We start from the raw sequence: 13,120 nt of genomic DNA on the forward strand, positions 1-13,120 counted from the left end.
GGGTGACCGTCCGGCAGGCGGTCGGCAGCGACGACGCATGCCGTCGGCCGTGCGGGTCGCGTACCGCGAGTTGCCAGCCCATTGACGGCAAAGCCGGGCACTGAAACCGCTGATCATCAGGCGGTGGCGTGGGAGAGCGCTCCGTACGGTCAGTAGGGTTGAGGGGTGGACTTTCGTGCGGTTGAACGCGCGATCATGGAGCGAGGCGTCGAGTGGGACTTCGAGCCGACGCTGGACCGGATCGCGGCTCTCATGGACCTGCTCGGCTCGCCGCAGCAGGCATACCCTGTCGTACACATAGCGGGCACGAACGGTAAGACGAGCACGGCGCGCTTGACCGAGGCGCTGCTCAAGGAGCGCAATCTGCGCGTGGGCCGGTTCACGAGCCCGCATCTCGTCTCGGTGCGCGAGCGCATCACCGTTGACGGCGAGTCGCTGAGTGAGGAGCGATTCGCCCAGGCATATGAGGAGATCGCCCCTTACGTTGAGCTCGCCGACACGCAGGGGCGGCGGATCCAGTTCTTCGAGTTGCTCACGGCCATGGCCTTCGCCGCGTTCGCCGACACCCCGGTGGACGTGGCGGTCGTCGAGGCCGGCATGGGTGGCTCCTGGGACGCGACGAACGTCGCCGACGGCACCGTCGCCGTCGTCACCCCGATCTCGCTCGACCATACCGACCGGCTCGGGCCAGACATTCCGAGCATCGCCGGGGAGAAGGCGGGCATCATCAAGCCCGGCGCCACGGCCATACTCGCCCAGCAGCAGCTTGAGGCCGCCGAGGTGCTGATGCGCCGGGCCGTCGACGTCGGCGCGGTGGTCGCGCGCGAAGGGCTCGAGTTCGGTGTGCTCGCCCGCGAGGTGGCGATGGGCGGACAGCTGCTCACCCTGCGGGGCCTCAAGGGCGTCTACGAGGAGGTCTACCTGCCTCTCTATGGCGAGCACCAGGCGAGCAACGCGGCCTGCGCACTGGCCGCTGTGGAGGCTCTGACGGGGGGTGACGATCCGCTCGACGTGGAGCTCGTACGCCAGGCGTTCGCGGGGGCGTCCTCACCGGGCCGGCTGGAGATCCTTCGCCGCAATCCCACGGTCGTCGTCGACGCGGCGCACAACCCCGGCGGCATGCAGGCGTCGCTCGAGGGCATGCAGGAGGCGTTCGACTTCGCCAAGGTCGTCGGCGTCGTCGCGGTGATGCGTGACAAGGATGTGGCTACCCTGCTCGACCTGCTGGAGCCGATTCTCGACGAGATCGTCGTCACGCGTAACTCCTCGCCTCGGTCGATGTCGCCCGCCGAGCTGGCGGAGGTGGCCATACCGCTGTTCGGAGAGGACAGGGTGCGGGTCGTCGAACGCCTCGACGAGGCCATCGACATGGGCATTGGCATCGCCGACGCCCAGGGTGAGTTCAGCGGCACGGGTGTGCTCATCACCGGCTCGGTCGTGACGGCCGGGGACGCGCGTCACCTGCTCAAGGCGGGGAGTGTGTGATGAACTTCCAGGTCACCCCGGGCATGCGCCGGCTCGGCGCCAGCGTCCTCGGCATGGAGGCCATCGTCGCCGCGCTGATTACGCCGGTGGCGATCAACAGCGGCGTTCAGACGGCGGTGGCGGTCACTGTCGGTATCGGTCTGGCGGTGCTGTGCGTGGTCGTCGCCGGGCTGCTCAAGCGGCCCTTCGCGTACGTCGCAGGCACTATCCTGCAGGTCCTGGCCATAGGCACGGGGTTCCTCGTGCCGACGATGTTCTTCCTAGGGGTGATCTTCGCGGCGCTATGGATTACCGCGATATTCGTCGCTCGCCGTGTCGAGGGCGTGACTTCCCGCTAAAGTCGGCGAACATGGCCGTCCCCCCGATCCAGCGGTCCCCGAACGCACACAGCGCGGGACCCACCGCACGCGTCAGGTTCCCATGGTTGCTCGACTCGGTGCTCGGGCTGCTCATCATCGTCGCGTTGCCACTGGCGATGCTCGCGATCCCCAACACCGTGTCCGTGGTCTCGGGTCTGTTGCCCGAGGGCTTCGACAAGCTCGCGCTGATGCGCGCGCACGGGCTGGCGCTTCCGGCGATGATCCTCACGGTGCCGCTCGCCGCGGTGGCGCTGCGCCACGTCAAGGTCCCCCACATGCTGCTCGGCGGGCTCACGGTGCTCGCGCTGGCCGACGTCGCGGGCGGGTTCGCGGGCTCGACGTTCCTGGTGGCGACGCTGCGCGTGCTGCACGGGATCGGCGCGGGCCTGCTCATCCCGGCCACGTTGGTCGCGGCCTGGGAGCGTTCCATGGCATTGCGGGCGATCTGGACCGGCATGCTCGCGTTCAGCCTGCTCACCGCCCAGGCGCTCGCATTGTGGCCGCTCGACCAGGTGAGCGACTGGAAGATCACGCTTCAGCCCTACCCGCTGCTGACGGGCATCGCGCTCGCGCTGGCAGCGGTCTACTTCGTCGTCTGGCTGCTGCAGGGCCAGCCGCCGATGCCCTCGCCACGGGCCGCCGAACGCAGCCGCTTGCTGCTCGCGAGCGTTCCCGCGGTGGGCATCTCGGTGGTGGCCATCAGCACGGCGAGTGAGGAGTGGGGGCCCGGCCTGGTCATCCTGCTGGCCGTGCTGGCGATCGTGGCGCTGCTCGTGATGGCCTCCTTCGGCAGCCGTGGGGGTCCCCGCACGCCGGCGTACGTGATGGTCGCCGTCGGCATCGTGCTGCTCCCGAGCCTGGCCCAGATCACCTACGTGGAGATGCGCGGCCTCGGCGGTCCGGGCCTGCTCGGCGGTTCGGGCATGACCGGGCTGTGGATCCCCTTGGTGGTGGCGGGAGTGTTGGCGCTGGCGTCCGCCATCGCGGTGCGGCTGTTCGCCGGAGCGCGGTGGCTCGCACCGCTGGGGCTGCTGGCGATGGTGGTCGGCCTGGCTTCGGTACGAGTCCTGGTGCCGGCGGCCGATGGGCTCGTGTTGGTGATCCCGTTCACTCTGCTGGCGGCGGGTGCGGCGGTGGCGCTCACGTCCGCGCTCAGCCAGTCGGGCATCGGGGCGGGGCTGTTCGGTCTGGCGCTCTGTTTTCCCGGTGTGCTGGCCGGTTATCTGCTGGCTACCGGGGTGCAGTTGATGATGCTGCGTGGGGTTACGGTGGCGCAGCAACTGGTGGACCGGTTCGTGGGCACGTTGCATCTGTGGTCGTTGATCGGCGGGTTCCTGGTGGTCGCGGTCATCGTCCTGGCGGAGCTGCTCTCGCGGCGCGCGGCTCCGGCCGATGAAGCAGATGAGGCAGATGAAGCGGCCGAGCCGATGGGCAGTGATGCGGCGCCTACGCCGTCTTCGGTGACTTCATCGGATGCAGACGGTCATTCGGTCTCTTCGGTCTCTTCAGGGACTTCCACGGACGTGGTCGCGGAGGTGGCTGGGGAAGGTGCGGGCGCTGAGGCGGCGGTCCCTACGGTGCGGAGGAGTCGCCGGTCTGAGCGCCGCGGGCCGACCATAGCGGTGGACGCCGTGGAGGTGCCTGCCCAGCCGGCAGCCGGGGCAGAGGATCGGCCTGCCGGGGCGATACCGCGCATCCCCGTGTCGCCCGACTCCTCCGGCGCGGCTGAGCGGAATGTCGCGAGTGTGGAGGGGGTGGGTGAGGTGACCGGTCCTGTCCCACCTGTCCCGCCGCAGGCTCAATCCCCCGAGGACACCACTCCATAGCACCGGCCCATCCGGGTTGCGCTGGCCCGGCGGATCGGCCCGGGGCGCCGGTCCGTAAGGGCCCCGCGTAGGGCCGGCCTGTATGTAGGGCCACTCACTCTGTAGGACCGGCCCGGACACACTCTGTGGGACCGGCCCGTAGGAGTGGGGTCCGCGGAGGGTTGCCTCCCAGGTCGTTGGTCGATGGTGTGCCGTCGCGCGAGTCGTGTGCGGATGTGGCCGGTGCGAGGCGTGCCGGTGTGTGCGGCGTTGATGGGGCTCGGTCGCGGGGAAACGGGGGAGCCGTCGTGGGCGGTAAGCTGAGCCGCAGCCACCTCGACGCGAGGGCCTGCGCCCCCGGGCCGATCCCCCGTGGAGCCAAGCCGGTGCATGTGGCCGCAGCCCCGAACCACACCCTGTTCGAAGGAGAACCTCAAGTGTCCGAGCGCACTCTTGTCCTGATCAAGCCCGACGGAGTGAAGCGTGGCCTCATCGGTGACGTGATCGCCCGCGTGGAGCGCAAGGGCCTGAAGGTCGCTGCGATGGACCTGCGCACTCTCGACGTCGACACCGCCAAGGCCCACTACGCCGAGCACTCCGAGCGCCCGTTCTTCGGCGAGCTCGTCGAGTTCATCACCTCGGGGCCGCTGGTCGCGCTGGTGCTGGAGGGGCCGCGCGCCGTCGAGGCGTTCCGCGCGCTGGCGGGGCTCACGGACCCGGTCAAGTCGGCGCCTGGCACGATCCGCGGCGACCACGCGCTGGAGATCGGCGAGAACATCGTCCACGGCTCCGACTCGCCCGAGTCGGCCGCGCGGGAGATCAAGATCTTCTTCCCGGACCGGTTCTAGCCTCTCCCGCTTCTCCTGCCCTCTCTGACGTCTCCGCTTTCTCCGACGTCTCTGAGGTGCCGAGCGCCCGCCATGATGGCGGGCGCTTTTTTTACGCAATTTTTGTCCGGTCCACTCGGCCGTGCGTGGCGGTGTGCGGCGGGATATGACAGGCTTTTTGCGATCTTGTACGGCAAGCCCGGTGCACCCCACCCGCCGCACGGGGCCGGCGTCTGTCCAGGGGCACGCTCCTCCGGCGGAGCGTGGCCGGGCGCCGTGACGTGCGCGTTGTGGGCCGTCTTCCGTGGATTGGGCCGGCCACGGTACAGATTGGGCCGGCCACGGTACAGAGGTGTTAGATCCTCAGCTGCCCGATGATCGGCCGCCGACGGCGGGTGGGTCAAAACGGTGCAAGACGGAGGCCCAATGTTGTCCTTCGCCTGCGGCGACATCGGGGCTTCCGGATGGGCTGAAGAATTTGTGGGGCACAGGGGGCTCATTGCGCGCCCTGGTGGGTAACGTCACGTTACGATTCGAATTCGATCCGTAGTCATTCGCGAACGACGTTACGGAAGGCTCCGTTCCCCATGGGCAGCAAGCTCGCGTTTCTCGGCCGTGATATGGCGGTCGACCTCGGCACCGCCAACACGCTGGTCTACGTGCGCGGCCGGGGCATCGTGCTCAATGAGCCGTCGGTCGTCGCGATCAACACTGCCACCGGGAAGATCGTCGCGGTCGGCATCGAGGCCAAACGCATGATCGGGCGGACGCCGGGCAACATCGTGGCCGTCCGGCCGCTCAAAGACGGTGTGATCGCCGATTTCGACGTCACCGAGCGGATGTTGCGCTATTTCATCCAGCGGGTGCACAAGAGGCGGCACTTCGCCAAGCCGCGCATCATCATCGCCGTGCCCAGCGGCATCACCGGGGTGGAGCAGCGGGCGGTGAAGGAGGCCGGCTACCAGGCCGGGGCCCGCAAGGTCTACATCGTCGAAGAGCCGATGGCCGCGGCGATCGGCGCGGGGCTGCCGGTGCACGAGCCGACGGGCAACATGGTCGTCGACATCGGTGGCGGCACCACCGAGGTGGCCATCATCTCCATGGGCGGTGTGGTGACCAGCCAGTCCATCAGGGTCGGCGGCGACGAGCTCGACCAGGCGGTGATCACCTTCGCGAAGAAGGAGTTCTCGATCATGCTCGGCGAGCGCACCGCGGAGGAGATCAAGATGGCCATCGGCTCGGCGTGTCCCATTGGTGAGGACCTGCACGCCGAGATTCGCGGCCGTGACCTGGTCAGCGGCCTGCCGAAGACGGTCGTGGTGTCCGGCGATGAGATCCGCAGGGCGACGGAGGAGTCGGTCAACACCATCGTCGACGCCGTCAAGGTCACGCTCGACAAGTGCCCCCCGGAGCTGTCCGGCGATCTGATGGACCGCGGCATCGCGCTCACCGGAGGGGGCGCGCTGCTCAAGGGTATGGACGAACGCATCAAGACCGAGACCGGCATGCCCGTCCACCTCGTCGAGAACCCTCTCGACTCGGTGGCGCTCGGCTCGGGCAAGTGCGTCGAGGAGTTCGAGGCGCTGCACCAAGTGCTCGTACCGGAGTCACGACGCTGATGAGAGACTCCCGCCACGCCCGGCTGATCCTCGGAACGCTGCTCACGGTGGCGCTGGTCATCCTGACCGTCGACCACCGCGCCGGCGCGGCGTCGCCGCTGTGGCCGCTGCGCACGGCCGGTTCGTGGTTCTTCGGTACGGTCGAGCAGGTCGGCGGCTCCGTGGTCCGCCCGGTCGGCGGCTTCTTCCACGCCATCGTCAACGCCCCCGCCGCCCAGGCCGAGCTCGACCGGGTCAAGGCGGAGAACGTCAGGCTGCGGGCCGGTCTGGCCGCGGGCCGGCTCGACGCCGCGCGTGCCGCCGAGCTGAAGCAGTTGCTCGGTGTGGCGGGGCTCGGCGGCTACAAGATCGTGACGGCGAACGTGGTGGCCAGGCGCGGCCAGCCCGGCTTCGAGGACGCCATCGAGATCGACGTCGGCACCTCCGACGGCGTACGCCCCGAGATGACCGTGCTCAACGGTGAAGGGCTGGTGGGCCGGGTCATCCAGGCGTCCGCCGACAGCTCGACCGTGGTGTTGATCAGCGACCCGGGCTCGGCCGCCGGTGCCCGGCTCGAAGGCGGCCAGGAGATCGGCGTCGTGCACGGGGTGGGGGAGAACGGGCGGCTCGTGCGCTTCCGGCTGCTGGACTCGACGGCGGCGATCACCCGTGGGAGTCGCATCGTCAGCTTCGGCTCCCAGCGGGGCGCGCCGTACGTCGCCGGGGTGCCGATCGGGGTGATCGAGCGGGTGGAGGCGACGCCGGGCGAGCTGACCCGCATCGCCTACGCCAGGCCGTACGCGGATCTGACCGCGCTCGACGTGGTCGGCGTGGTGGTGGGGGCGCCGGCGAAGGACCCGAGGGACGCCGTGCTACCACCCAAGGAGGAGCCGCGATGATCGTTGGGCTGTGCGTGCTGGCGGCGGTGTTGTTGCAGGTCATGCTCATCAACCGGCTGCCGCTGCCGGCCGGGGGAGCGCCCGACGTGGTGCTGCTCGTCGTGGTGGCGATGGCGCTGCTGCGCGGGCCGGCGGCGGGGGCGATCATCGGGTTCTGCGCGGGACTGCTGGTCGACATCGTGCCGCCCACGGCGCATCTGGTGGGCCAGTACGCGTTCGTGTTCGCGCTGGTCGGCTATGTGGCCGGGCGGGGCGTCGGCGGTCCGGCCACCACTGTCGTCCTGTGTGTGCTGATGGCGCCGCTGGTGTCGGCCGCGCTCGGCGGGCTGATCGCCGATCCGCGGGTGACGCTTTCGACGCTGACCGAGCAGGTGCCGGTGACCGTCGTCTACACGTTGATCCTCTCGCCGCTGGCGATCTGGCTGGTCACCCGTGAAAGGCCGCACCCGAGGTTCCCGCAATGATCAGGATGCGGACCCGGCTGGTCGTGCTGCAGGTGATCGTGATGGGTGTGCTGGCGGTGCTCAGCCTGCGGCTCTGGCAGGTGCAGGTGGTGCGGGGGCAGGAGCTGGTCACCAGGGCCACGGAGACCAGGACGCGGTCGGTGATCGTGCCGGCCGTGCGCGGGCAGATACTCGACTCCTCCGGTCGGCCGCTGGTGCGCAACCAGACCTCGCTGGTCGTCTCGGTCGACCGGACCGGGCTGATCAGGATGCCCGAGCAGGGGGTTCCGGTGCTGCGCAAGCTCAGCGAGGTGCTGGGCCAGCCGGTCAAGCAGTTGCAGAAGCGCATCACGCCGTGCGGTCCCGGGGTGACCAAGCCCTGCTGGACCGGCTCGCCGTACCAGCCGATCCCGGTGGAGGAACGGGCCGACACCCGTCAGGCGCTGCAGATCCTGGAGCGGCAGGAGGAGTTTCCCGGCATCTCCGCCGAGATCCAGTCCGTCAGGCAATACCCCGGAGGCAAGGCCGGCGCGCAGATGCTCGGCTACCTGCAGCCGGTCACCGAGGCCGAGTTGGCCAAGCGCGAAGGGCTGAAGGCCGCCTTCTCCGGCGTCGACCTGGTCGGGCGCGACGGCCTCGAGTACATCTACGACGACGAGCTGCGTGGCAAGGCCGGGCTGCGGCGGGTGCAGGTCGACCGGATGGGCAAGGCCATCGGGGTGGAGGAGCAGGTGGCGCCCGTCAGTGGCGACAACCTGGTCACCAGCATCGACGCCCGCGTGCAGGACCTGGCCGAGCAGGCGTTGCAGCACGCGATGAAGAACGCCCCCAAGGCGGACGGCGCCGCGGCGGTCGTGCTCGAACCCGATACCGGCCGGGTGATCGCGCTGGCCAGCATGCCCGGCTACGACCCGGCCGTCTGGGCGGGCGGGATCTCCGACCGCGGCTACCAGCGTCTGCTGTCGGACGCCACGGGCAAGCCGCTGGTGTCACGGGCGCTGAACGGGATGTTCGCACCCGGTTCGACGTTCAAGGTGTCGTCGGTGACGTCGATGCTGCGGGCCGGATATCCGCTCAATGGCACCTACGACTGCCCGGGGGCGGTCATGGTGGGCGACCGGGCCTTCCACAACTTCCACGGCATCGGCCTCGGCACCATGAACCTGCACACCGCGCTGGTCAAGTCGTGCGACACGATCTTCTACAGCGCGGGCTACGCCCAGTGGCTCAAGGACGGCGGGCTCAATCCCAAGAAGGCGCCGAAGGAGGTGTTCGCCAACACGGCCAAAGCGTTCGGCTTCGGCAAGCCGACGGGCATCGACCTGCCGGGTGAGTCGGCCGGGCGCATCCCGGACCGCACCTGGAAGAAGAACATGTGGGCCCAGACGAGCGGCACCAGTTGCCGGCGCGCCAAGAGCGGCTATCCGGAGGTGGCCGACAAGTCGCGGGCGGAGTTCCTCAAGCGGCTGGCCAACGAGAACTGCCTCGAAGGCTTCCTGCTGCGGGCGGGTGACTCGGCCAACTTCTCGATCGGCCAGGGCGACGTGCTGGTGACGCCGCTCCAGCTGGCCAGGGCGTACGCGGCGCTGGTGAGCGACGGGAAGCTGCGCAGCCCGCGCATCGGCTGGGCCACGGTCCGGCCCGACGGCGCGCTGGTCAGGCGCATCGACGCACCGGTGGTCGGCAAGCTGCCGCTGTCGAAGAAGGAGCGCCTCTACATCAAGGACGCGCTCAGCGACGTGCCCTCCGACGGCACCGCGGCGGGGGCGTTCGCCGGGTTCCCGATGGACAAGGTGCGGATCGGCGGAAAGACCGGCACGGCGGAGGTGTGGGGCAAGGAGGACACCTCCTGGTTCGCCTCGTTCGCACCGGCGAACGATCCGCATTTCGTGGTGGTCGTCATGGTCTCGCAGGGCGGTATGGGCGCCTCCACCGCCGCGCCCGCCGCACGCGAGATCTACGAGGGCATCTTCGGCTTCGCCAAGAACAAGCCCGCGTTGCCCGCGGGCCGGCCGGTGTCCAAGCTGCCGAAGATCTCGGCCGACGGCACGGTGGCCGATGGCAAGACGACCGACGGCGCGGTGGCGGGCGGCGCGGGCACGAGCGGCCCCGGGACGGACGAGGCGGGGGCAGACGGCCCCGGGACAGACGGCGCGGGCGCGGACGACGCGGGGAAGGGCGGCGCGGAGAAACGCGGCGCGGGCACGGGCGGCGCGGGGAAACGCGGCGCGGAGATGGGTGACGCGGGAACGGGTGGCACCGTGGCGGGTGGAACAGGGGAAGACGGCAAGAGCAAGGGCGCCAAGAAGGAGGGCGGCACGGAGGCGGGAGGATGATGGACCGCACGCTGATGGGCGGGCGGCGCTCGTTCGCCCGGCGGGCGGTGGGCGCGCAGTCGGCCATGTGGCGGCTCGACGGGGTGATGCTGGTCGCGGTGGCCGCGCTCTGTGTGATCGGCACGCTGCTGGTCTGGTCGTCGACCCGCACCTGGGCACCCGGCTCCACGGGGCTGGTCAAGAAGCACGTACTCAACCTCGCCATCGGGACGCTGCTCTGCACGGCCGTGACCGTCATCGACCATCGGGCGATGCGGGCGTACGCGCCCCTGGCGTTCATGCTCTCGCTGGTCGGCCTGGGACTGGTGATCACACCGCTGGGCGCGACGATCAACGGCTCGCACTCGTGGATCCTGCTGGGCGGCGGCTTCGCCGTGCAGCCGTCGGAGTTCGCCAAGCTCGGCCTGCTGCTCATCATCGCGATGCTGCTGGCCCAGCCCGGCGAGGGCAGCGATCGGCCGCGCGGGCTCGACGTCTGGCTGGCGCTGTTCGCCGCGTTGCTGACGATGGGGCTGGTGATGTTGCAGCCCGACCTCGGCACCACGCTCGTGCTGGCCGTGATCACGGCCGCCGGGCTGGTGATCGCGGGAGTGCGCAAGAGGTGGATCATCCTGCTGACGCTGATCGCCGGGGTCGGGGTGTTCTGCGTGTTCGCGTTCGGGATGCTGGAGCCGTACCAGGTCGCGCGGTTCACCGCGTTTCTCGATCCGCGCGTCGATCCGCGCGGCGTCGGCTACAACAGCACGCAGTCGCTGATCGCCATCGGCTCGGGGCAGTTGTTCGGCAAGGGGCTCTTCGACGGCGGGCAGACGACCGGCCGGTTCGTGCCCGAGCAGCACACCGACTTCATCTTCACGGTCGCGGGGGAGGAGTTCGGGTTTCTCGGCTCGCTCACCGTGGTGCTGCTGCTCGGCGTGGTGCTGGTGCGCGGGCTGAGGATCGCCCGGCTGTGCGAGGACAGGTTCGGCACGCTCGTGGCCGGGACGATCGTGTGCTGGCTGGCGTTCCAGACGTTCGTCAACATCGGTATGACCATCGGCATCATGCCGATCACCGGGCTGCCGCTGCCGTTCGTCTCGTACGGTGGCACGGCCACGTTCGCCAATCTCATCTCGATTGGGCTTCTACAGTCGATCCGAATCCGCGAACAGTCGTTTAATTGACAGTATGTTCTTGGCCTACTGCGACGAGTGCGAGGAGCGCTTCCTCCTGCCCGCCAGCCACATCACCGCCGTGCACAACCTCGCCAGCGGGGTCATCGCCATCGAGCTGACCTGCTATGAGGGACACAAACTGATCGTTCTCAGTGGCAACGACATCGACATCCCTGGACCTGCCACAGTCTGAGCGCCGCTAGTCTGGGTGCCATGACTGTCGAGTCGATTTTTCCCCGCCTGGAAGCGCTGCTGCCCAAGGTGCAGAAGCCCATCCAGTATGTCGGGGGTGAGCTCAACTCGACCGTGAAGGACTGGGACTCCACCGACGTGCGGTGGGCGCTGATGTATCCGGACGCCTATGAGGTCGGGCTGCCCAACCAGGGCGTCGCGATCCTCTACGAGATCCTCAACGAGCTGCCCGCCACGCTGGCCGAGCGGACGTACGCCGTGTGGCCCGACCTTGAGGCGCTCATGCGCGCGGAGGGCATCCCGCAGTTCACCGTGGACGCCCATCGGCCGGTGCGCGCCTTCGACGTGCTGGGCCTGTCGTTCTCCACCGAGCTCGGCTACACCAACATGCTGACCGCGCTCGACCTGGCCGGCATTCCGCTGCTGGCCGTCGATCGGGGTGATGACGACCCGATCGTGCTGGCGGGCGGTCACGCGGCCTTCAACCCCGAGCCCATCGCCGACTTCCTCGACGCCGCCGTGCTCGGCGACGGCGAGCAGATCGCGATCGCCATCTCCGAGGTCATCCGGGAGTGGAAGGGCGAGGGCAGCCCCGGCGGGCGCGACGAGTTGCTCATGCGGCTGGCCGAGTCCGGCGGCGTCTACGTGCCGAAGTTCTACGACGTCGACTACCACCCCGACGGCCGCATCACGCGGGTCGCGCCCAACAGGCCCGACGTGCCGTGGCGGGTGCACAAGCACACGGTCATGGACCTCGACGAGTGGCCCTATCCGAAGAAGCCGCTGGTGCCGCTGGCCGAGACCGTGCACGAGCGGTTCAGCGTGGAGATCTTCCGTGGCTGCACGCGCGGCTGCCGCTTCTGCCAGGCGGGGATGATCACCCGTCCGGTCCGCGAGCGGTCGATCACGACGATCGGCGCCATGGTCGAGAACGGCATCAAGGAGTCCGGCTTCAACGAGGTCGGTCTGCTGTCGCTGTCGTCCGCCGACCACTCCGAGATCGGCGAGGTGGCCAAGGGCCTGGCCGACCGTTACGAGGGCACCAACACCTCACTGTCGCTGCCCTCGACCCGGGTCGACGCGTTCAACATCGACCTGGCCAACGAGTTCTCCCGCAACGGCCGGCGCTCCGGCCTGACCTTCGCCCCGGAGGGCGGGTCCGAGCGCATGCGCAGGGTGATCAACAAGATGGTCACCGAGGAAGACCTGATCCGCACGGTCACCACCGCCTACTCCCAGGGCTGGCGGCAGGTGAAGCTCTACTTCATGTGCGGGCTGCCCACCGAGACCGACGAGGACGTGCTCGGCATCGCCGACCTGGCCAAGAAGGTCATCAAGGCGGGCCGCGAGATCACCGGCTCGCGCGACATCCGCTGCACGGTCTCCATCGGCGGATTCGTGCCCAAGCCGCACACACCGTTCCAGTGGGCGAGCCAGGCCGACCACGAGACCGTCGACCGGCGGCTCAAGGCGCTGCGTGACTCGCTGCGCGGCGACAAGAACTACGGCCGGGCCATCGGCTTCCGCTACCACGACGGCAAGCCGTCGATCGTGGAGGGCCTGCTGTCGCGCGGTGACCGCCGGGTCGGCGCGGTGATCCGGGCCGTCTGGGAGGACGGCGGGCGCTTCGACGGGTGGAGCGAGCACTTCTCTTACGAGCGCTGGATGGCCGCGGCCGAGAAGGCCGGCGTCGACGTCGACTGGTACACCGTGCGCGAGCGCGAGGAGAACGAGGTCCTGCCCTGGGACCACCTCGACGCCGGGCTCGACCGCGAATGGCTCTGGCAGGACTGGCAGGAGGCCGTGTCCGGGAGCGAGGTCGAGGACTGCCGCTGGACTCCGTGCTACGACTGCGGCGTCTGCCCGACCATGGGGACGGAGATCCAGATCGGCCCGACGGGTAAGAAACTTCTTCCTCTCACGGTGGTCTAGCCGCGCTGAGTGCGCGGCCCGTGCCTCGCCGTACATGATCTGGGACGTTGAGTCTCCGGAGCGGCATATCCTGAGACGAAGGAAACACTT

Annotated in this window: 11 protein-coding genes; all 11 read left to right on the forward strand. The window is 69.2% G+C overall.

All coding sequences use genetic code 11. The features are described from left to right. Nucleotides 1-195: 195 nt before the first annotated feature. Complete coding sequence (locus tag ACQP2T_RS15035; RefSeq protein ID WP_433519775.1) at nt 196-1,485, forward strand: bifunctional folylpolyglutamate synthase/dihydrofolate synthase; 1,290 nt, start codon at nt 196-198, stop codon at nt 1,483-1,485. Next, nucleotides 1,485-1,823, forward strand: coding sequence for a DUF4233 domain-containing protein (locus tag ACQP2T_RS15040; protein ID WP_433516758.1), 339 nt, complete (start codon nt 1,485-1,487; stop codon nt 1,821-1,823). Before ACQP2T_RS15035 ends, ACQP2T_RS15040 begins: the two co-directional genes overlap by 1 nt. Nucleotides 1,824-1,834: 11 nt before the next feature. Continuing rightward, nucleotides 1,835-3,670: a hypothetical protein gene (locus ACQP2T_RS15045; RefSeq protein WP_433516759.1), complete on the forward strand. Its 1,836-nt coding sequence runs from the start codon at nt 1,835-1,837 to the stop codon at nt 3,668-3,670. Between the two features lie 416 nt (nt 3,671-4,086). Then, entirely contained in the window at nt 4,087-4,497 is a 411-nt protein-coding gene (gene ndk, locus ACQP2T_RS15050) for a nucleoside-diphosphate kinase (RefSeq protein WP_214642928.1), read from the forward strand. 566 nt (nt 4,498-5,063) lie between these two features. Further along, complete coding sequence (locus ACQP2T_RS15055; protein ID WP_357939777.1) at nt 5,064-6,095, forward strand: rod shape-determining protein; 1,032 nt, start codon at nt 5,064-5,066, stop codon at nt 6,093-6,095. Continuing rightward, nucleotides 6,095-6,973 (forward strand): rod shape-determining protein MreC, encoded by an 879-nt coding sequence (gene mreC / locus ACQP2T_RS15060; protein ID WP_433516760.1) that lies wholly within the window; start codon nt 6,095-6,097, stop codon nt 6,971-6,973. Before ACQP2T_RS15055 ends, mreC begins: the two co-directional genes overlap by 1 nt. Continuing rightward, nucleotides 6,970-7,437: a rod shape-determining protein MreD gene (mreD, locus tag ACQP2T_RS15065; RefSeq protein WP_357939781.1), complete on the forward strand. Its 468-nt coding sequence runs from the start codon at nt 6,970-6,972 to the stop codon at nt 7,435-7,437. The genes mreC and mreD overlap by 4 nt, the downstream gene beginning before the upstream one ends. After that, nucleotides 7,434-9,752 (forward strand): penicillin-binding protein 2, encoded by a 2,319-nt coding sequence (gene mrdA, locus ACQP2T_RS15070; protein ID WP_433516761.1) that lies wholly within the window; start codon nt 7,434-7,436, stop codon nt 9,750-9,752. The genes mreD and mrdA overlap by 4 nt, the downstream gene beginning before the upstream one ends. Further along, entirely contained in the window at nt 9,749-10,915 is a 1,167-nt protein-coding gene (gene rodA / locus ACQP2T_RS15075; protein WP_433516762.1) for a rod shape-determining protein RodA, read from the forward strand. The genes mrdA and rodA overlap by 4 nt, the downstream gene beginning before the upstream one ends. Before the next feature lie 4 nt (nt 10,916-10,919). Further along, nucleotides 10,920-11,099 carry a hypothetical protein gene (locus ACQP2T_RS15080; RefSeq protein WP_357648066.1) on the forward strand — a complete coding sequence of 60 codons (180 nt, stop codon included), beginning with the start codon at nt 10,920-10,922 and terminating at the stop codon, nt 11,097-11,099. A 20-nt stretch (nt 11,100-11,119) separates the two neighbouring features. After that, a complete protein-coding gene (locus ACQP2T_RS15085; RefSeq protein ID WP_433516763.1) occupies nt 11,120-13,030 on the forward strand; it encodes a TIGR03960 family B12-binding radical SAM protein in 1,911 nt (636 codons plus the stop codon). Nucleotides 13,031-13,120: the final 90 nt, after the last annotated feature.

It is taken from the genome of Nonomuraea sp. CA-143628 (genome assembly GCF_050942315.1).
In the GTDB taxonomy this organism is placed as follows: Bacteria; Actinomycetota; Actinomycetes; order Streptosporangiales; family Streptosporangiaceae; genus Nonomuraea.